General features: G+C 72.9%; 16 protein-coding genes. 8 read left to right on the top strand and 8 right to left on the bottom strand.

Annotated features, from left to right (window positions below; all coding sequences use genetic code 11):
- Nucleotides 1-71 precede the first annotated feature (71 nt).
- Nucleotides 72-1,022: a beta-ketoacyl-ACP synthase III gene (locus tag OHT52_RS01835; protein WP_328718321.1), complete on the bottom strand. Its 951-nt coding sequence runs from the start codon at nt 1,020-1,022 to the stop codon at nt 72-74.
- Between the two features lie 599 nt (nt 1,023-1,621).
- Between OHT52_RS01835 and fdhD the strand changes: the two genes are divergently transcribed.
- Nucleotides 1,622-2,470: a formate dehydrogenase accessory sulfurtransferase FdhD gene (gene fdhD, locus OHT52_RS01840; protein WP_328718322.1), complete on the top strand. Its 849-nt coding sequence runs from the start codon at nt 1,622-1,624 to the stop codon at nt 2,468-2,470.
- A 172-nt stretch (nt 2,471-2,642) separates the two neighbouring features.
- Here fdhD and OHT52_RS01845 read toward each other — a convergent pair whose 3' ends face one another.
- Nucleotides 2,643-3,686 (bottom strand): bile acid:sodium symporter family protein, encoded by a 1,044-nt coding sequence (locus OHT52_RS01845; protein ID WP_328718323.1) that lies wholly within the window; start codon nt 3,684-3,686, stop codon nt 2,643-2,645.
- A 119-nt stretch (nt 3,687-3,805) separates the two neighbouring features.
- Between OHT52_RS01845 and OHT52_RS01850 the strand changes: the two genes are divergently transcribed.
- The 3 genes from OHT52_RS01850 (at nt 3,806) to OHT52_RS01860 (ending at nt 8,043) form a co-directional block, all read left to right on the top strand.
- The gene (locus OHT52_RS01850; protein ID WP_328718324.1) at nt 3,806-4,726 is read left to right on the top strand and encodes a LysR substrate-binding domain-containing protein; all 921 of its coding nucleotides are present in this window, start codon (nt 3,806-3,808) and stop codon (nt 4,724-4,726) included.
- 475 nt (nt 4,727-5,201) lie between these two features.
- On the top strand, nt 5,202-7,004 hold the full coding sequence (locus tag OHT52_RS01855) for an AMP-dependent synthetase/ligase (protein WP_328718325.1): 1,803 nt from the start codon (nt 5,202-5,204) through the stop codon (nt 7,002-7,004).
- A gap of 211 nt (nt 7,005-7,215) precedes the next feature.
- Nucleotides 7,216-8,043 (top strand): aldo/keto reductase, encoded by an 828-nt coding sequence (locus tag OHT52_RS01860; RefSeq protein ID WP_328718326.1) that lies wholly within the window; start codon nt 7,216-7,218, stop codon nt 8,041-8,043.
- 141 nt (nt 8,044-8,184) lie between these two features.
- Here OHT52_RS01860 and OHT52_RS01865 read toward each other — a convergent pair whose 3' ends face one another.
- Both OHT52_RS01865 and OHT52_RS01870 read right to left on the bottom strand, forming a co-directional pair.
- The gene (locus tag OHT52_RS01865; RefSeq protein WP_328718327.1) at nt 8,185-8,490 is read right to left on the bottom strand and encodes a 4a-hydroxytetrahydrobiopterin dehydratase; all 306 of its coding nucleotides are present in this window, start codon (nt 8,488-8,490) and stop codon (nt 8,185-8,187) included.
- 196 nt (nt 8,491-8,686) lie between these two features.
- Nucleotides 8,687-9,433, bottom strand: coding sequence for a DUF1275 family protein (locus tag OHT52_RS01870; protein ID WP_328718328.1), 747 nt, complete (start codon nt 9,431-9,433; stop codon nt 8,687-8,689).
- A 191-nt stretch (nt 9,434-9,624) separates the two neighbouring features.
- On the opposite strand from OHT52_RS01870, the gene OHT52_RS01875 reads away from it, so the two are divergent.
- Nucleotides 9,625-10,194: a GNAT family N-acetyltransferase gene (locus OHT52_RS01875; RefSeq protein ID WP_328718329.1), complete on the top strand. Its 570-nt coding sequence runs from the start codon at nt 9,625-9,627 to the stop codon at nt 10,192-10,194.
- A 108-nt stretch (nt 10,195-10,302) separates the two neighbouring features.
- Here OHT52_RS01875 and ligA read toward each other — a convergent pair whose 3' ends face one another.
- Nucleotides 10,303-12,441: an NAD-dependent DNA ligase LigA gene (gene ligA / locus OHT52_RS01880; protein WP_328718330.1), complete on the bottom strand. Its 2,139-nt coding sequence runs from the start codon at nt 12,439-12,441 to the stop codon at nt 10,303-10,305.
- Nucleotides 12,442-12,584: 143 nt separating this feature from the next.
- Here ligA and OHT52_RS01885 point away from each other — a divergent pair, with 143 nt between their 5' ends.
- The gene (locus OHT52_RS01885) at nt 12,585-13,637 is read left to right on the top strand and encodes a LacI family DNA-binding transcriptional regulator (RefSeq protein ID WP_328718331.1); all 1,053 of its coding nucleotides are present in this window, start codon (nt 12,585-12,587) and stop codon (nt 13,635-13,637) included.
- A 26-nt stretch (nt 13,638-13,663) separates the two neighbouring features.
- Here OHT52_RS01885 and OHT52_RS01890 read toward each other — a convergent pair whose 3' ends face one another.
- The gene (locus tag OHT52_RS01890; RefSeq protein WP_328718332.1) at nt 13,664-15,946 is read right to left on the bottom strand and encodes a phage holin family protein; all 2,283 of its coding nucleotides are present in this window, start codon (nt 15,944-15,946) and stop codon (nt 13,664-13,666) included.
- Nucleotides 15,947-16,222: 276 nt separating this feature from the next.
- Here OHT52_RS01890 and OHT52_RS01895 point away from each other — a divergent pair, with 276 nt between their 5' ends.
- The gene (locus OHT52_RS01895; RefSeq protein ID WP_328718333.1) at nt 16,223-16,999 is read left to right on the top strand and encodes an MBL fold metallo-hydrolase; all 777 of its coding nucleotides are present in this window, start codon (nt 16,223-16,225) and stop codon (nt 16,997-16,999) included.
- Nucleotides 16,996-17,616, top strand: a complete 621-nt coding sequence (locus OHT52_RS01900) for a DedA family protein (RefSeq protein ID WP_328718334.1) — start codon at nt 16,996-16,998, stop codon at nt 17,614-17,616. Before OHT52_RS01895 ends, OHT52_RS01900 begins: the two co-directional genes overlap by 4 nt.
- A gap of 58 nt (nt 17,617-17,674) precedes the next feature.
- On the opposite strand, the gene OHT52_RS01905 is transcribed toward OHT52_RS01900, so the two are convergent.
- Complete coding sequence (locus OHT52_RS01905) at nt 17,675-18,622, bottom strand: NAD(P)-binding domain-containing protein (protein WP_328718335.1); 948 nt, start codon at nt 18,620-18,622, stop codon at nt 17,675-17,677.
- A complete protein-coding gene (locus OHT52_RS01910; RefSeq protein WP_328718336.1) occupies nt 18,619-19,407 on the bottom strand; it encodes an IclR family transcriptional regulator in 789 nt (262 codons plus the stop codon). The genes OHT52_RS01905 and OHT52_RS01910 overlap by 4 nt, the downstream gene beginning before the upstream one ends.
- Nucleotides 19,408-19,488 lie beyond the last annotated feature (81 nt).

A 19,488-nucleotide genomic window follows, 5' to 3' on the forward strand; every position in this document is an offset into this window, starting at 1 on the left:
GTCTACCGACCAAGATCCGCGGGAACATATCTGTCTCATGAACGGCGGGCGGCGCCTGGGGCGGCGGCCTCTCACGGGCAGCGGATGACCTGGCCGGCGTAGGAGAGGTTGCCGCCGAAACCGAAGAGCAGGACGGGCGCCCCGCTCTCGATCTCGCCCCGCTCCACGAGCTTGGAGAGGGCCATGGGAATGGACGCCGCGGAGGTGTTCCCGGAGTCCACCACGTCCCGGGCGATGACCGCGTTGACCGCGCCGATCTTGCGGGCCACCGGCTCGATGATCCTGAGGTTCGCCTGGTGCAGCACGACCGCTGCCAGGTCCTCGGGGGCGATCCCCGCCTTCTCGCACACGCTGCGGGCGATGGGCGGCAGCTGTGTGGTGGCCCAGCGGTAGACGGACTGGCCCTCCTGGGCGAAGCGTGGCGGCGTTCCCTCGATCCGCACGGCGTTGCCCATCTCCGGCACCGAGCCCCACAGCACCGGACCGATACCCGGAGTGCCGGTGCCCTCCGGCTCCGCCACGACCACGGCGGCCCCCGCCCCGTCGCCGACCAGGACGCAGGTGCTGCGGTCGGTCCAGTCGGCGATGTCGCCCATCTTGTCGGCGCCGACGACCAGCGCGCGGGTGGCCGCGCCGGCGCGGATCGCGTGGTCGGCGGTGGCCAGTGCGTGGGTGAAGCCCGAGCAGACCACGTTGATGTCCATCACCGCGGGGGAGCCCATGCCCAGCCGTGCGGCGACCCGCGCCGACATGCTGGGCGAGCGGTCGATGGCCGTGGAGGTCGCGACGAGGACGAGGTCGATCTCGGAGGCCTGGAGTCCCGCCGTCGCGAGCGCCTTGGCGGCGGCGTGCGCGGCCAGCTCGTCCACCGGTTCGTCCGGGCCCCCCACATGACGGGTTCTGATGCCGACGCGGCTGGTGATCCACTCGTCGCTGGTGTCGACCATGGCGGCAAGATCGTCGTTGGTCAGCACCTTCGCGGGCTGGTAGTGGCCGAGCGCCACGACACGTGAGCCGGTCATGTACGGGTTCCCCTCGCTACGTATGGCAGGAACCATCCAGTGTTGGTCGCTACTGTCCGGTACGGGGGCACGTGATCCGACAGGAATACGGACCGCGGGTTGGAGCCTTAGGGCTGTCCCGCGATTCCTGGCGGGTGCGCGACGACAGCTACGGCACCTCGCCGCGTTGCCGGAACGTCCCGCTCCATCCATTACGCGGACGCCCCTCCGCCTTGCGATGCACCGCATCCGACGCCGCGCACCGATCCACCACGCATCGCGGGACAACCCTTTGGCGACAGGCGTGCTCCGGACGGGCGGCATTCCGCCGTTTCGCTCCCGCAGGCCCGGCGGCCCGTCAGGTTCCGTCCCGTACCCGGGCGTGACGGCCTCCGGCCACGATCCACCAGCCACCAGCCACCAGCCACCAGCCACCAGCCATGATCCACCGACCATCAGCTAAGGCTGCGGGAACGGGGACCCTGCGGCTCCCGGCGCGTGGGGCGGACCATGAGATCGTGAAGCTGACCGGGGCCGGTCGACGAGCCGGGAAAGGCGGAGCCTCCGCCGCAAGGGCCGCTGAGGCCTCCCCACGTACGTACAGGAATCGGGTCTGAACCATGGGACGGGTCACCGAGCGACGCCGCACTCTCCGCATCCGGGAAGGAGCGGTGTCGAGCCGCGCCGACACGCTCGTCGCCGAGGAGCCGCTGGAGATCCGCCTCAACGGCAAGCCGCTCGCCATCACGATGCGCACTCCGGGCGACGATTTCGCACTGGCGGCCGGGTTCCTGGTCAGCGAGGGCGTCATCGGCGCCGGCTCCGAGGTCCGGTCGATCGTCTACTGCGCGGGGGCGACGGCGGACGGCGTCAACACGTACAACGTGGTGGACGTGCAGCTGGCGCCGGGCGTCGTGGTCCCCGACATCACCCTCGAACGCAATGTGTACACGACGTCCTCGTGCGGCCTCTGCGGCAAGGCCAGTCTCGACGCGGTACGGACGACGACCCGGTATCCGGTGGCCGACGAGCCTCCGGTACGGGTGACGCCCGAGCTGCTCTCGGCCCTGCCCGACCGACTGCGCGCGGCGCAGCGGGTTTTCGACCGGACCGGCGGGCTGCACGCGGCGGCCCTCTTCTCCGAGGAGGGCGAGCTCGTGGACGTCCGGGAGGACGTCGGCCGGCACAACGCGGTCGACAAGCTGGTCGGGCGGGCCCTGACGGACGACCGGCTGCCGCTGTCGCGGTCGGTCCTGCTGGTGTCCGGGCGGGCCTCGTTCGAGCTCGCGCAGAAGGCGGTGATGGCCGGGATTCCGGTTCTGGCCGCGGTGTCGGCACCCTCGTCGCTCGCCGTCGACCTGGCGGCCGAGAGCGGACTGACCCTGGTCGGTTTCCTGCGGGGGCCGTCGATGAACGTGTACGCGGGTGAGCACCGGATCGCGCTGGAGGCCCCGGTCACCGGAGAGTGAGGCCGTCCCGCCCCGCCTCACGGACCGGGCCGGGCGGGGCGTTCGGACCGGGCGGGGCGGGCCGTTCGGACCGGGCGCGGCGTCCGGACCGGGCGCGGCAATGCGTGGACGGGCGGGGGGCGGGCCCCGTTCTCCGGGGCTCCGGGGTCCCGCCCTTCGCTCCCGCTCTCCGTCAGCTCGCGGTGGCCGCCGCGCCCCCGACGGCCGCTTCGGAGGCGGGCCCCGAGGCTGCCTCCGGCTCCTCCGGGTCACGGGAGCGGCGCTTCGCGATGACCGCGCAGACCATCAGCTGCATCTGGTGGAAGAGCATCAGCGGCAGGACCGCGAGGCTCGCGTGCGCGCCGAACAGGACGCTGGCCATCGGCAGCCCGGAGGCCAGGCTCTTCTTCGATCCGGCGAACTGGATGGCGATCCGGTCGGCGCGGTCGAAGCCGAGCCGCTTCGCTCCCTGCCAGGTGATCAGGAGCATGACGGCCAGCAGGACAGCCTCGGCGGCCAGCAGCGCGACGAGCCGCAGCGGGGTCACCTGGTGCCAGATGCCGGCGACCATGCCCTCGCTGAACGCGGTGTAGACGACGAGCAGAATGGAACCCCGGTCGACGTAGCCCAGGATCTTCTTGTGGCGTCCGAGGAAGCCGCTGGTCCAGCGGCGCAGGAGCTGTCCCACCAGGAAGGGGACGAGCAGCTGCAGGACGATCTTCACCAGGGAGTCGGTGGAGAAGCCTCCGGCGGAGCCGCCGAGCAGCAGGGCGGCGAGCAGCGGGGTGATCACGATCCCGGCGATGCTGGAGAAGGAGCCCGCGCAGATCGCCGCAGGAACGTTTCCGCGTGCGATCGAGGTGAAGGCGATCGACGACTGGATGGTGGACGGCACCAGGCAGAGGAAGAGGAAACCGGACTGGAGCTGCGGGCTCAGCACGAAGGGGACGAGGCCCTTGCTCGCCAGCCCCAGCAGCGGGAAGGCCACGAAGGTGGAACACAGCACGGTCAGGTGGAGCCGCCAGTGGCGCAGGCCGTCCATCGCCTCGGCCGTGGAGAGGCGCGTGCCGTAGAGGAAGAAGAGGAACGCGACCGCACCGGTGGAGGTGCGGCCCGCCACATCGGCGGCGGTGCCCGACGCCGGGAGCAGCGCGGCGACCACGACGGTCCCGATGAGCGCCAGGATGTACGGGTCGACGGGCAGCCAGGACGGCAGCCTCAAGGTGCGGGGGCTCATGTGCTCCACGTTCGTCTCACGGTCGAGTGTATACAGTCGCCATTCTGCTACCGACCCATCCCATCGGGAAACCCGTATACCGAACTCACTGTGATCACGGATCGCGATAACCTTTCCCCATGTACGACCCCGCACAGCTCCGCACCTTCCTGGCCGTCGCCCAGACCCTGAGCTTCACCCGGGCCGCGCGGCGGCTCGGAGTCCGGCAGTCCACGGTGAGCCAGCACGTCCGGCGACTGGAGGAGGCCACGGGCCGACAGCTGTTCACACGGGACACCCACCGGGTGGACCTCACGGAGGACGGCGAGGCGATGCTCGGCTTCGCCGGCACGATCCTGCGGGCGCACGAACGGGCCTCCGCCTTCTTCGCCGGGACCCGGCTGCGCGGACGACTGCGCTTCGGCGCTTCGGAGGACTTCGTACTGACCCGGCTGCCGGAGATCCTGGAGGGGTTCCGCAAGGAGCACCCGGAGGTCGAGCTGGAGCTGACGGTGGAACTGTCCGGCTCGCTCCACCAGTCGCTCGCCGCCGGCCGGCTCGACCTGGTGCTGGCCAAACGCCGGGCCGGGGACACCCACGGAGAGCTGGTCGGACGGGACGCTCTGACCTGGATCGGGGCGCCGCATCTGCGGATCGACCCGGAACGGCCGTTGCCGCTGATCGTCTTCCCACCGCCCGGCATCACCCGGGCCCGCGCGCTGGACGTGCTGGAACGACACGGCCGGTCCTGGCGGCTGGCGTGCACGAGTACCAGCCTGAGCGGGCTCGTCGCGGCGGCCCGCGCCGGGCTGGGCGTGATGGCGCACACCCGGGGACTCATCCCGCCGGGGCTGGTGCAGGTACCGACCCGGGCCGGACTGCCGGACCTCGGCGACGTCGACTTCGTCCTGCTGCACGGCCAGGGCCGGGGCGGCTCGCCGGAGGCGGCGGATGCCTTGGCCGCCGCGATCCTGGCGGGCGGAGACCGGTTGCACCGGGGCTTCGGCGGACCGGGAGAAACCGCCGACCGTGAGGACCGAGGCGCCACGCCCCTCCCCTGACCTGCCGATCCACAGGCCGGAGAGGTCGGGCGGACAGGTCGGGCGGGTCGGAAGGTCGCGGCCGGGGCAGGCCGGAGAGGTCGGGCGGGTCGGAAGGTCGCGGGCCGGGCGGGCGCCGGTCGCGTGACGAGTGACCGACGCCGACACCGATCGCCGAGCCGGCCGCTCCGGCATCGGATGACCACCGATGACCGCCTGCCGGCCGGCCCGCCGTGCGCCGGGGGCCTTCGACGGGAAAGGCGCGGGCCTCCCACCTGTACAGATTCTGTGCAGAAAGGGTGGCACCTGCTTACTCCAGGGTCAGAAGTGCGCCCGAGCCTTGCCCATCTGGCCGGATTTCGACGCATGCCCGGCGCTCGGCGCCCGGGCGGGCGGGCCCTTTCCCCTCCCAAGCCCCCTCTCGTTGGGGTAGCGTCGCGGCGCTGTGCGGAGCGCCGTAAGGAGCAGGTCATTGCGCGAGTTCACCGTCCCACCCATGGCAGCCGCACGACGTCCGGTCGGGGGCCTTGCCGACGCCGTCTTCGAACAGGCGCACGACGATCCGCAACGGGTGTCGTTCGGCCGGAAGGACGCGGACGGGCAGTGGCAGGACGTCACCGCCGAGACCTTCCGCGACGAGGTGCTGGCCCTCGCGCGAGGCCTCGTGGCGCACGGCATCCGCTTCGGCGACCGGGTCGCCCTGATGTCCCGTACACGCTACGAATGGACGCTCTTCGACTTCGCCCTGTGGACGCTGGGCGCCCAGTCGGTGCCGGTCTACCCGACGTCCTCGGCCGAGCAGGTCCTGTGGATGCTGCACGACGCCGAGGTCGCCGCGATCATGGTGGAGCACGAGGACCACGCCATGACGGTGGGCTCGGTGATCGACCGGCTGCCCCGGTTGAAGCGGCTCTGGCAGCTCGACGGCGACGCGGTCGCCGAGCTGATGGAGGCAGGGGCCCGGATCGACGACGAGGTGGTGCACCGCCACAGGCGTGCGGTGACACCCGACTCCGTGGCCACCGTCGTGTACACCTCGGGGACCACGGGCCGCCCGAAGGGCTGTCTGATCACCCATGCCAACCTGATGTTCGAGGCCGACACCATGGCCCAGCGCTGGGAGCCGGTCTTCCGTTCCAGACCTGGTGACGAACCGTCCACCCTGCTCTTCCTGCCGCTCGCCCACGTCTTCGGGCGCATGGTGGAGGTCGCCTCCCTGCGCAACCGTGTGACACTCGCCCATCAGCCCGAGCTCTCGGCCGGCGCCCTCATGCCGGACCTGGAGTCGTTCCGTCCGACGTTCGTCCTCGCCGTCCCCTACATATTCGAGAAGCTCTTCCACGGTGCCCGCCGCCGGGCCGAGGCGGAGGGACGGATCGGCCCGTTCGACAAAGCCGCGGAAGTCGCCGTCCGGTACGCGGAGGCGATGGAACAGCGGACCTTCGGCACGGGCCCCGGCCCGTCACCGGGTCTGCGCGTGCAGCACCAGTTCTTCGACAAGGTCGTCTACAAGAAGTTCCGCGACGCCATGGGCGGCCGGATACGGCACGCGATGTCCGGCGGATCGGGCATGGAACGGCGGCTGGGGCTGTTCTTCGCGGGCGCGGGCATCGAGATCTACGAGGGATACGGCCTCACCGAGACCACCGCCGCGGCGACCGGCAACCCTCCCGGCCGTGTCAGGTACGGAACCGTGGGCCAGCCCATCCCGGGTACCACCGTGCACATAGCCGAGGACGGAGAGGTGTGGGTGCACGGAGACCAGGTCTTCGCGAGCTATCTGGGAAACCCGGAGGCGACGGCCGCGGTGCTGCACGACGGCTGGCTCGCCACGGGCGACCTCGGGGCGCTGGACGAGGACGGCTACCTGACGATCACCGGGCGGAAGAAGGAGATCCTGGTGACCTCGGGCGGCAAGAGCGTCTCCCCCGTCGGCCTGGAGGAACGGGTCAGGGCGCACCCGCTCGTCGCCCAGTGCATCGTGGTCGGTAACGACCGCCCCTACATCGCGGCGCTGGTGACACTGGACCAGGAGGCCGTGGACCACTGGCTCGCGATGCAGGGACGGGGCCCTCTGCCACCGGCCGAACTCGTCCGGGACCCGGACCTGGAGATGGAGGTACGGCGCGCGGTGGTGGCGGCCAACACCGCCGTCTCGCAGGCGGAGTCGATCCGTACGTTCCGCATCCTGGCCCACCGGTTCAGCGAGGAGCGTGGCCTGCTCACGCCGTCCCTGAAGCTGAGGCGGAAGGCGATCGAGACCGCGTATTCGGTCGAGGTGGACGCACTCTACGGCTGAGCCCGGTCCGGGCCGCCGCCGGACCGGGCCGCCCGTGGGAAGCGAGCACGGGAGGGGATTGCGCGGGGCGGTCCCCGGGAACCGGTTTCAGGGACACGAGGCTGTCCCTGTCCGTTGCTGTCGGGACAGCCTCCGGGGGATACGGGAATGGATCGGTCGCCCCGCTCGTTTCCGCAGGTGTCATTGCCATCGACGTAAGGATCGACCGCTCGTGAGCAAGGTCCCCTCCCTCAGCCTCAACAACGGCGTCGACATGCCGCAGCTCGGTTTCGGTGTCTGGCAGGTGCCGGACGACGAGGCGGAGCGCGCTGTCGCGACGGCGATCGAAGCCGGATACCGCAGCATCGACACCGCCGCGATCTACGGGAACGAGTCGGGCACGGGCAAGGCCATCGCCGCCTCCGGTGTGGCGCGCGACGAGCTCTTCGTCACCACGAAGCTGTGGAACGACGACCAGGGCTACGACGCCACGCTGAAGGGCTTCGACACCTCCTTGGACAAGCTGGGCCTGGAGTACGTCGACCTGTACCTGATCCACTGGCCGACGCCCGAGAAGGACCGTTACGTCGACACGTACCGAGCCTTCGAGAAGCTCCTCGCCGACGGCCGCGCGAAGGCGATCGGCGTCTCGAACTTCTTGCCGGAGCACATCGAGCGGCTGATCTCCGAGACCTCGGTGGTCCCCGTGATCAACCAGATCGAGCTCCACCCGCAGCTCCAGCAGGCCGAGTCCCGCGCCACGCACGCCAAGCACTCCATCGCCACCGAGGCGTGGTCCCCGCTCGGCTCGGGCCGGGGCCTCCTGGAGGTCCCGACCGTCGTCGCGGTGGCCCAGAAGCACGGCCGTACGCCGGCCCAGGTGGTTCTGCGCTGGCACCTCCAGCTCGGCAACGTGGTCATCCCGAAGTCCGTGACCCCGTCGCGGATCGCCGAGAACATCGACGTGTTCGACTTCGAGCTGGACGCGGACGACCTGGCCGCGTTCGCCGCGCTCGACGAAGGCAAGCGCCTCGGCCCGAACCCGGCCGAGTTCAACTGACCCCTCTCGGACACGCCGTCTCCGACGCGCGTGTCCGACGTGACGGCGTCCCACCACAGCCGCGGTGGGACGCCGTCGGCGTGTCCGCCCGCCCGGGGAAGAGCCCTGGTGGGCGGACGGCGCTACGTCCGGAGCACGCTGTTACCCGGCATCGTGGGCCGGCGCGGCGGCGGTCACCCGGGCGGCCAGCGCGAGGTCCTTGGCCGTGACGGCGCCGCCCGCGTCATGAGTGTGCACGGCGAGGGAGACGGTGTTGTACCCGAGGGTCAGATCCGAGTGATGGTTCAGTTCGTCCTGGATCCGGGCGATGTGCAGGGTGAACGCGGCGGCGGCGAAGTGGGACGGAAGCCGGTAAGCGCGCGTCAGCCGATCCCCCTCGTACTCCCAGCCGGGCAGTTCGCCCAGCCCTTCCTCGATCTCGGCCTGCGTCAGCGGTTCGGCGGGCATGCGTGGCTCCTTCACGGGCGGTACGGTACGGATTTCCGGGCGGTACGGGTCACGGGCGGTACGGGTCCCCGGGTGGCGCCGGGGTAGTCGTCCGATGGCCCGGTGGTCGTCCGGTGCGGCGGCCACCGGACCGGGGCGTGCGCCGACTGCGGTCATGATCCGCCGGACGTCCCCCGAAGGGGCCGCCCGACACGGCCTAAGCACCACCGGTGGCGGCCCAAGCCCGGGCTCCCCTCGCCGCCGGCACCGCCGCGAGCGTCACCACCACCAGGAGGACGGCGGCGAGCAGCAACGGAAGTCTCGGCTGCCCGTTCAGGACGGCCAGTGCGCCGCCGAGCGCGCCCAGGAACATCGCGGCGACGGACAGTGTCCGGCGCCCCGCCAGGCTGCCCGCCCCGCCCGCCGGCCGGCTGTCGGCGGCCGTGCCGGTGATCGTGAGCGTCAGCACGGTCGTGGTGAGATCCGGCACGGCGAGCGCCCTGGAGGCCGCGTTCTGGGTACCGAGGCCGAGGGCGAGCAGCACGACGAGCGCGAACCGCACACCGCCCACGTACGGGGTTCCGGAGACCAGGGTGACGACGAGGGCGGCCACCACGCACACGGTCTCGGCGAGCAGCGCGTACAGGAGCAGTCGGCCCCGGTGTCCGGCCGCCCGGGTGCGGTGGACGATCAGCACTCCGGCGAAGGCTCCCGCCACGAAGGCCGCCAGAGCTACCAGGGAGGCGGCGAGCGAGAATCCGGGCGCGCCCGCGAGGGCGAACCCGGTGAACACCACGTTGCCGGTCATGTTGGCGACGAAGACCCGTCCCAGTTCCAGGTAGCTGACCGCGTCCACCAGGCCGGTGACGACGGTCAGGACGAGCAACAGGGGCGGCAGAGGACCGTGCCGGCCGGCCGGATCGGGGACCAGGGTGGCCCATGCCTCGCGCAACAGGGTCGGCATCGGTGCGCTCCGATCAGTTGGGGCGTCGGATTGTCCCGTTCTTCCCGCTCGTGGCGCCATCACCGACACGCTGCCGCTCGGCTCGCTCCCGCTCCCGGTTCGCCGTGGACGCGCCGCGGACGCGCTGCCACTGCGCCGCGGCTGCCCGGACGCGCTGTGCCCGCGGCGCCGATTCGCGCTACGTTGCGCCGATGCCCGGTCAACCACTCTCTGATCAACCGCCCCCGTGGCTCGCCGCGGTTCCTCTGGCGACGCCACGGCTCTCCCTGGAACCGCTCCGCGTGGAGCACGCCCCCGAGGCCGTGTCCGTATTCGACGATGTCCGGCTTCACACCTGGACGGGTGGGACACCCGCCCCGCTCACTCAGCTCGAAGCGCGGTACGCGCGCCAGTCGGCGGGCCGGTCGCCGGACGGCTCGCAGGGGTGGCTGAACTGGATGCTGCGCAGGACGTCGGACGGGCTGCTGATCGGCACGGTCCAGGCCACGCTGTACCGGCGGCCCGCGACCGGAGACGCGACCGGAGACGCGATCGAGGCGTCGCTCGCCTGGGTGGTCGGCGTCGACCACCAGGGCGCGGGCTACGGACGCGAGGGAGCGCTCGCCATGGCCTCCTGGCTGCGGGCGCAAGGCGTGGGCAAACTGGTCGCCCACATCCGTCCGGGGCACGACGCGTCGGCGGGCATCGCGCAAGCGCTCGGGCTGCGGGCGTCGACGGTGGTGGCGGACGGCGAGGTCCGGTGGAGCGAGTCGGGGACGTAGGAAGCCCGTACGGACGCCCGGGGCCGGACCGGGGCGCCGGCCGCACCGGACGAGGACGCCCGAGCCGGACGGGGATGCCCGCGCCCGGCGCCCCCGTCCCGGCCTTCCTCAGACAGCCTCCCCCTCCGCCTCCAGGTGGGTGGCGACGAGCACGGCGAACTCCTCCGGCGTGGCGATGCGTACGCCGAGGCCTTCCGCCTTGGTGCGTTTGGAGCCCGCCTTCTCCCCGGCGACCAGCAGGCTGGTGCGCCCGGAGACGCTGGACGAGGACTTTCCGCCCGCGCGCTCGACGAGTTCGTTCATCTGGTTGCGGGAGAGCTTCTCCAGCGCTCCGGTCATCGCCCCGGTGACCACGACGGTCATTCCGGCCAGGGGCAGTTCCGGCCCACCGCCGGCGGTGGTGCCGTTCCCGTCGGCGGGGGCGGCGTCGGAGGCGGGCTCCTCCGTGCCGGGCTCCGGCGGCGGGGTGGCGCCCGGCTCGGTCATGTTGACGCCCGCCTTCACCAGCTTCTCGATCAGCGGGGCCAGTCCGGCCAGTTCGGCGACGACGGCCGATGCCTTCTCCGTGCCGATGCCGTCCACCCGCTGGAGCGTCTCGGCGTCGGCCGCGACGATCCGGTCCATCGTGGCGAAGTACCGGGCGATGCGGCGGGACATCGAACGGCCGGTGCCGCGTATGCCGAGGGCGCAGAAGACGCGGGAGAGCGGGCGGGTGCGCGCCGCGTCGAGGGCCGCGAGGAGGTTGTCCGTGGACGTCTCCCCCATCCGCTCCAGGCCGAGCAACTGCTCGCGCTCCAGGGTGAAGAGGTCGGCGAGATCCGAGACGAGTCCCGCTTCGACGAGCTGGACGACCCGGGTGGCCCCGAGTCCCTCGATATCGAGCTGGTCCCGGCCGGCGGCGTACGAGAGGGAAGCGACCAGCCGGCAGTCGCGGCCCCGGACGCACCGCCAGCGCTGCTCGCTCGTGTCGATCGCGGAGCCGCACTGCGGGCAGACGTCGGGGAACTCGATCGGCGTCTCCTGGCCCGTCCGCAGGTGGACGGCGGGCGCCTCCACGCGCGGGATGATGTCGCCCGCCTTGTGGACCATCACCATGTCGCCGACGCGCAGGTCGCGGCGGGTGATGTCGGCGGGGTTGTGCAGGGTGGCGAAACCGACCGTCGAACCGTCGATCTCCACGGGTTCCAGCACGGCGCGCGGGGCGATGATGCCCGTGCGGCCGACGTTCCACTCGACGGCGAGCAGCCGGGTGACCTTCTCCACGGCGGGGAGTTTGTACGCGATGGCCCAGCGCGGCGCGCGGGTGCCGTTGCCCGCGTCGCGCTGGTCGGCGGCGTGGTCCGCCTTGATGACGATGCCGTCGATGCCGAAGGCCAGGGAGGCCCGGAGCGCGCCGATCTCCTCCACCCGGGCCAGTACGTCCTCCACCGCCCGGAGGGTGCGCGGGGCGACGGGGGTGTCCGCCGCCGTGTGCACGCCGAGGCCGGCGACGTACGCGAGGACCTCGCTGTGCGGCAGTTCTCGCAGTCGCTCGACGAGGTCGCCGGAGTCCGGCAGCGGGAGCGCGCCGTAGGCGAAGAAGGTCATCTCGACGCGGTAGGGCCGGTCCTTGGCGCGCAGGGTGCCGGCGGCGCCGTTGCGCGGGTTGACGAAGGGGGACGCGCCGTGGGCGGTGCGGACGGTGTTGGCCTGTTCGAACTGCTCGGTGGTCATGAGTATTTCGCCGCGCATCTCGATGGTGACCGGCGCCGCGAGCTCCTCGGGCAGTCCGAGGACGGTCCCGATGGCGTGCGAGACATCCTCGCCGGCGGTGCCGTCGCCGCGGGTGACGAGGCGTTCCAGCCGTCCCGCGCGGTAACGGGCGGCCACCGCGAGGCCGTCGAGCTTGGGCTCGACGCTCCACGCCTCGACGGGTCTGCCGATCCGGCGCTCCAGCGAGGCCGTCCAGGTCGCGAACTGCTCGCCGGAGAAGACGTTGTCCAGCGAGAGCATCGGGACGGTGTGAGGGACGTCCCCGACCGCCGCGCCGCCCGCGACCTTGCCGGTGGGCGAGTCGGCCAGCACGTCCTCGGGATGGGCCGTTTCGTAGGCGGTGATCGCTCGCGCCAGCCGGTCGTACGCGTCGTCGTCGAGCGCGCTGTCCCCGGTGGCGTAGTACGCGGCGGCGGCGCGGGTGGCCTCCTCGACGGCGGCGGCGTAGGCGGTGGCGTCGGCGAGCGCGACGGCTGAGTTCGTCATGGCCACCATCCTGCCGTCCACCACTGACAACGAGCCGCGCGGACGGCGGCGGCCTTCTCCGCCCCGGGGATCGAATCCGGAGATCACCTCTGAAGATCACCTCGTTGCCCGCACCCGGTCCGGGCCGCACCCGCTCCCGGTATAAATGCTGCATGACTGCCGATGTGTCACCTCCCGCGCGTCCCGCGACCCTGGAGGACGTTGCCGCGGTGGCCGGTGTCTCCCGCGCCACCGTCTCCAGGGTGATCAACGGGGCGACCACGGTCGATCCCTTGCTGCGCCGGGTCGTCGAAGAGGCGGTCGCCGCCACGGGGTACGTACCGAACCGCGCGGCGCGTTCGCTGGTGACCCGGCGCACCGACTCGATCGCGCTGGTGGTCTCCGAGCGCGAACGCCGCACGGTGGCCGAGCCGTTCGTGGGGCGGATGTTCTCCGACCCGCACTTCGGGCGGGTCGTCACCGGTCTGCTGGACGTGTTGCGCCCGGCGGGCATCCAGATGGTGCTGATGCTGGCGGACGACGCGGTCTCCCGGGGGCAGTTGCTGTCGTACCTGCGGCAGGGGCACGTAGACGGGGTGGTGTTGATCTCCTCGCACGCCGACGACCCGTTGCCCGGGCTGCTGCACGGGACCCGGCTGCCCGCCGTGCTGGCGAGCGCTCCGGCGCAGCCCACCCCGCTCACGCACGTGGAGGCCGATCAGCACGCCGGGGCGGGTCTCGCGGCGGACCGTCTCGTCGCGCTGGGGCGCAGGCGGCTGGTGACGGTGGCGGGTCCGCAGGACCGGCCCGCGGGACGGGCCCGGCTGAGCGGGTTCCTGGAGGCGCTGGCGGCGCACGGGATCACGGACGTGCCGAGCGCCGAGGGCGACTTCACGCACGCGGGCGGGGCGTCGGCGATGAAGCGGCTGCTGGGCGACCGCCCGGACCTGGACGGGGTGTTCGTCGCGTCGGACCTGATGGCGCTGGGCGCGCTGCCGGTCCTGCTGCGGGCCGGTCTCGACGTGCCGTCCGACGTCGCGGTGGTGGGGTTCGACGACAGCAGTGCGGCGCTGGCCTGCGATCCGCCGCTGACGACGGTGCGCCAGCCGGTGGAGGAGATGGCGGCCGAGATGGCCCGGCTGCTGCTGCGGCAGATACGTACCTCCGAGGGACCCGCGCCGTCCGTCGTCTTCCCCTCGGTGCTGGTGGGCCGGGAGTCGGCCTGAGGGACGGGATGTCGTAAGGGCCGCGGTCAGCCGCGCGGGCCGAGGACGGTCGGGCCGTCGGCTTCCGGCCGTACGGCGTCCGCGGCCGGGCGGCCTTCCGCCTCCCGGGCGCCGGGGACGGGCCGGTCGGCGTACGTGACGCCCGGCGGTCCTTCGGGGCGCAGCGGCACCTGCGGTCCGGAGGGCTCCCGCAGCCAGCGCCTGAGCACCCGGTGGACCGCCTCGGCCCCGACCGGGCCGATGTGCGGTGCCGGGACGGGCGCGGGTTTCCCCGCCGCGCCGGGGTGCGGCACCGGGCCAGGCTCGGGCCGCTCCGCCGCGCCGGACGCCGACGCTTCGGCGGCGAGCGCGTCGAGGGGGTCGGTCATGCCGCGCGGCCACATCAGGAACGGCCGTGACTGCGGGCCGCCGAGCCCGCCGTGCGAACCTATCTGCTCCTCGAAGGCGTGTACCTGCCCCGTCGCGGGGTCGTACATCGAGTTCACCATCACGTCGGCGACGTGCGGGAAGGTGTCGGTGCGGCGTACCGCGTCCGCCGCACCGGGACCGAAGCCGGCGAGCGGTCCCTCGTCGTCCCGCAGGTCCGCCACCGGCACCTCGGCCCCGCCGGCTCCGAGGACGACCGAGCCGTGCTCCTCGCTGCGGACCAGCAGGAAGCCGATCCCGGGGTGGTTGGCCAGGGTCCTGAGCAGAGCGGGGTGGCGGCGGTCCAGTTCCTCGCGGGAGGCACGGCCTCCGATGCCGGGGAACGAGATCAGTCCGAGGTTCCCCGAGGCGAGCACCACCGGGTCCGAGGCGGCGACGGCGGCGGGCGCCGCCTCCGTCTCCTGCACGGGCCGGTGGAGCGCGATGCGCACCGCGTCGCGGGCCTCGGACGCGCTGAGGGTGCGCTGGGCGCGCCTGGGTACGGGGAGGCCGCAGCCGGCCCGTACGAGGTCCTTCAGGGTGAGCCCGTACCGTCCGGCGAAGGTCTCCCCGACGCTCTGGCCGTGGTCGGAGAGGAGCACGATCCGGTACGCGCGCGGGGTGTGACCGGTGATCTTGGTGATGAGGGCGAGGGAGCGGTCGAGCCGGGCGAGCACCTTGTCGGCGTCGCGGCTGTACGGCCCCGAGTGGTGGGCGACCTCGTCGTAGGCGACGAGGTCGGCGTAGACGGCGGTCCGTCCGGCGAACATGTCGCCGATGACGGCGGCGACCACGACGTCGCGTTCGACGACGGTCGCGAAGGCCCGTATGAAGGGGTAGAGCCCTCCGCGCTTGATCCTCGGGTGCTCCTTGCGCAGCCGCGACCGGGTGGACTGGCCCATCTCGCGGCCGACCTCGGCGACGAAGGAGAGCGCGGTGCGGACGGCGTTGGCCGGGTCGGAGAAGTAGGCGAAGTACCCCGCGCGCGACCTGCGGCCCTTGCCGAACCGCCCGGCCATGGAGAGGACGAGGGCGAGCTGGTCGGCTCCCCCGCTGAAGAGGTTGCCCCGGCTGGCCCCGTCGAGGGAGAGCAGGCCGGCGTCGTGGGTGCGCGCGACGGCCCGGCGCTGGAGTTCGAGCGCGCTGGCGGGGCGGCTGGAGACCATGACGGTGCCGGTCTCCTTCTCGTACCACCGGAAGGCCGGTACGTCGTGGTTGGAGCCGTGCAGCAGGGCGAGCTGGCTGGCGCCGGTCTGGCTGGACCAGTCGGTGCGCCAGGGGGTGAGCCGGTGGCCTTCGGGATCGGCGAGCCAGTCGGCCACGGTGGGCATCAGTCCGGCGGCGGCGGCCTTCGTGAGGACGTCGTGGCCGACGCCGTCGAGCTGGATGAAGACCGTGCCCGGCGGACCGCTCCGGCCGTCCCCGGCGTCGCCCGGGACGCGCTTGCGCCGCCGGTCGGCGAGGCGGGAGAGCCGCCGCCGGTAGGCGTCGTCGTCCCGGACCGCGAGGGCGGTGGAGGCCGCCGAGGCCACGGCGGACATCACGGCGGCGACGGCCACGGCGGTCTCCGGGTTCGCGGTGCCGCGCCCGTCCGGGATCAGCCAGAGGGCCACGAGCAGCAGGGAGCCGTTGAGGAAGAAGACCAGCGCGCCGAGGACCAGCGCGGGGACCACCAGCAGGGCTCTGACCACGACGGGCCAGACGAGGGCGGAGAGCAGTCCGAAGGCGCCCGCTCCCCAGGCGGCGGTGAACGCGGTCTTGGTGATGGTGTCGCCGTCGTCGGACTGGAGCTGGAAGTCGGGGAGGGCTCCCGCGAGGGCGAGCATCGTCAGGGTGGAGACCGCCCACACGGCCGCCACCCGCAGCAGGGCACTGCCCGCCCTGCGCCATCGCCCGGCTCCCACGCCCGCTCCGCCTTTCCGTACGTCGGGGCCGGTCGGTCGGGGGCATGCCCCGGGACACCCTTCAGGGCCCGCCCACCAGCTTCGCACAGCCCTTCCCGGAGGTTCACGGTCCGGTCCTCGGGCACAGGTGTACGTCCCGTGGGAGGGGGCAGACCCCGGGTCGGCGCCCGGTGCGGGAGGCATAGGCTCGTACCGGCTCGTCGGAGCGTGCCGAGCGCGGAACGCCGGTACGAAAGCGTCATGGCGGGTGGAAGTGGAAGAGGAGGCGGGGCGCCGGTGGAGGTCACCTGGTGGGGGCATGCCACCTGCACGATCGAGGATTCCGGCGTGCGGGTGCTGACCGACCCGCTCTTCGTGCGCCGGTTCGCGCATCTGCGCCGCCGCTCCGGCGCCGTTCCACCCGCGTCGGCGGCGCTGGCCGACGTGGTCCTCGTCTCCCACCTCCACTCCGACCATCTGCACCTGCCGTCGCTGGCCAGGGTCGCCTGCGGCACCCGGCTGATCGTGCCGGAGGGTACGGTCCGCGCGGTGCCCGGTCTGCGGGTGGTGCGGCGGATGCGGGAACTGCGGATCACCGAGGTGGCGCCCGGCGACGCGGTACGGATCGGCGGGGTGACCGTACGCGCGGTGCCGGCCGAGCACGACGGCAGGCGCCTCCCGGTCGGCCCGCAGCGGGTTCCGGCACTCGGTTACGTGGTGGAGGGCGAGGCGCGTACGTACTTCGCCGGGGACACCGGTCTGTTCGAGGAGATGGCGAAGGAAGTGGGTCCGGTCGATGTGGCGCTGCTGCCGGTCGGCGGCTGGGGGCCCCATCTGGGTCCCGGCCATCTGAACGCGGCCCGGGCGGCGGAGGCCCTGGCCCGGCTCGCTCCCCGCTCCGCGGTACCGGTCCACTGGGGCACGTTCTGGCCTATCGGGATGGACGGGGTGCGTCCGCACGAGTTCCACTCGCCGGGCTCCGAGTTCGTACGGCAGGCGGCGCTGCTGGCTCCCGACGTGGCGGTCCATCTGCCGGCGCACGGCGAACGGGTCCTGCCGGAGGTCCGCCGGTGATCGTGGATGAACTGGTGCGGCTGCCGACCGAGGGGACCCAGCAGGCCGTCGGGTATCCGACGCTCTTCGCGCTGGTGATGCTGGGCTCCCTGGTACCGGTGGTGCCGACGGGGGCGCTGGTGAGTTCGGCGGGCGTGGTGGCGTTCCACCAGTCCTCGCCGTTCTCCCTGCTGTACGTCTTCCTGACGGCGGCGACGGCGGCGTTCCTCGGCGACCTCTGCCTGTACTGGCTCGGCAAGCGCGGGGTCAGGTCGAAGAACGGGTCGAAGTGGCTGAAGGTCATCACCGACCGGGCCGCCCCGGAGCGGCTGGCGCAGGCGCAGCGGAAGCTGGACGAGCACGGGGTGATGGTGCTGGTGCTGTCGCGGCTGGTCCCGGCGGGCCGGATACCGGTGATGCTGGCGTGCCTGCTGGGCGAGATGCCGCTGCACCGGTTCGCCCGGGGCGATGTTCCGGCGTGCCTGGCCTGGGCGGCCACGTATCAGCTGATCGGCATCCTGGGCGGCTCGCTCTTCCCCGAGCCGTGGCAGGGGGTGGTGGCCGCGGTGGCGCTGACGCTGCTGATCAGCGGGGTGCCCGCCGGGTGGCGGGGCCTGCGGGCTCGGTTCGGGCACTGACCCGGCCGCCGGAAGGCCTCGCCCCGGGCCGCCCCGTCACGGTCCCGCGCGGCCCCAGTCAGAACGTGAGGCTGATCCCCCTCCCCGCCTCCCGCGCCCCGGCGTACGCGACGGCTGCCGCGGCCACGTCGAGCGCGGCGTGCCCGGTGGATTTGAATACCGTCAGCTCGGCGGCGCCGCGACGGCCCGGGTGGCTGCCGTCCAGGACCTCGCCGAGGAGGGTGGCCCGGTCGGGGGCCAGGCCCTGGAGCTCGTGAGCCCCGGCGGGCAGCGGGGCGGTGACCGCTCCGGCCCACTCGACGAAGAGCGAGCCCTCGTCCACGGTCGGCCCGTCGAGTTCCGGCCCGTGGGAGCCGCCGACCGAACCGACATGGGCGCCCTCGGCCAGCCAGGAACGGTGGATCACCGGTGCACGTGCGCCGGTGCAGCAGAGCACGGCGCCTGATCCGCGCACGGCACCCTCGACGGTGTCGGCCGTGGCGCGCGGGTGCCGGGCGGCCAGGGAGCGGGCACGCTCCGGGTCCCGGCCGCCGACCACGACGGAGGTGTCGGGGTACTGGCGGGCCAGCAGGTCGAGCTGGGCCGTCGCCTGCACGCCGGTGCCGAGCACGGCGATCCGGTTCAGGTCCGGGCCGGCCAGCGTGCGCAGGGCGAGCGTCGCGGTGGCGGCGGTCCGTACGGCGGTGATGCTCTCGGCGTCCATCACCGCCAGCGGCCGGCCGTCCTTCTCGTCGAAGAGGGCCACCACGCCCCGGTGGGAGCTGCGCCCGGGGACGGCGGGGTCGGCGAAGACGGAGACCAGCTTGGCGGCGAGGCCGAGGCCGGGGACGTGGGCGGGCATCACGCCGAGCAGGCCGGCGGGGGCCGCGGCGGCGATCCTCGGCGGTGCGGACACCGTCCCGCGCGCCACCGCGACGAGTGCACGGGTGAGCGCCTGGGCCAACCGGTCCGGGTCGAGCCCGGCGCGGGTCCGCGCCGCGTCCAGTACGAGCACCTCGTCCGTCATACGTGCTCCCCCCCGTCCGTCCGCTCCCCGGGTTCCGCCGCCGTGCCCACGCCCAGCAGCTCCGCGACGGCGGCGGCGGCGTCCCTGAGCGCCTCGCAGAGCGCACCCAGCGTCGGCTCGTCGAACTCCGCGTCGGGTCCGACCACGGTGAGCGCGCAGAGCGGCCGGCCGGGGCCCGCGAGGACGGCGCGGCCGACGGAGGCGACCAGGGCCTCGTTGCGGCCGCGCTCCACCGCGAATCCGGTGCGCTCCACCGTGGCCAGGTCGCCGAGGAGTCCGTCGGGGCCCTGCATCGGGTGTCCGGCTTCCGCGGCGGGCCGCAGGTAGGGGGCGCGAGCGGCGGGCGGCAGCGCGGCGACCAGAGCCAGCGGCCCGGCGAACCGGTGTACGGGCAGCGTCCGGTCGGTGAGCAGGCTGATCATCTCCAGCCGGGCGGGCCGGACCGCGTCGAGCACCCGCGAGCGGTCGTGCTCCAGCACTTGGAGGTTGACCATCATGCCGGTACGGCCGGCGAGCGCTTCGAGGATCGGACGGGCCAGCGTCACCAGGGAGTTGGCGGCGGCGGTGCGCGAGAGCCGGAGGGCGGCGGCGCCCGGCAGGTAGTGGTCGCCGGAGCGCAGCACCCAGCCTCGGCGGACCAGGTCGGCGAGGACCCGGTAGGCGGTCGGCCGGTGCAGCCCGACCTCGTCGGCGATCTCGCTCAGCCTGAGCGGACGTTCGGAACGCGAGACCGCTTCCACGAGGTCCAGCGCCTTGTCGACGGCCGAACTGGCGGACTTGGGCATGTCCGGGCCACCCCTCTCCTCAAGTCGACACCTCCCGGGACTTCTCACGGCGAACCCTTGCCGATCACGGGAGTAAGGACG

The organism is Streptomyces sp. NBC_00247 (assembly GCF_036188265.1).
Lineage (GTDB): Bacteria > Actinomycetota > Actinomycetes > Streptomycetales > Streptomycetaceae > Streptomyces.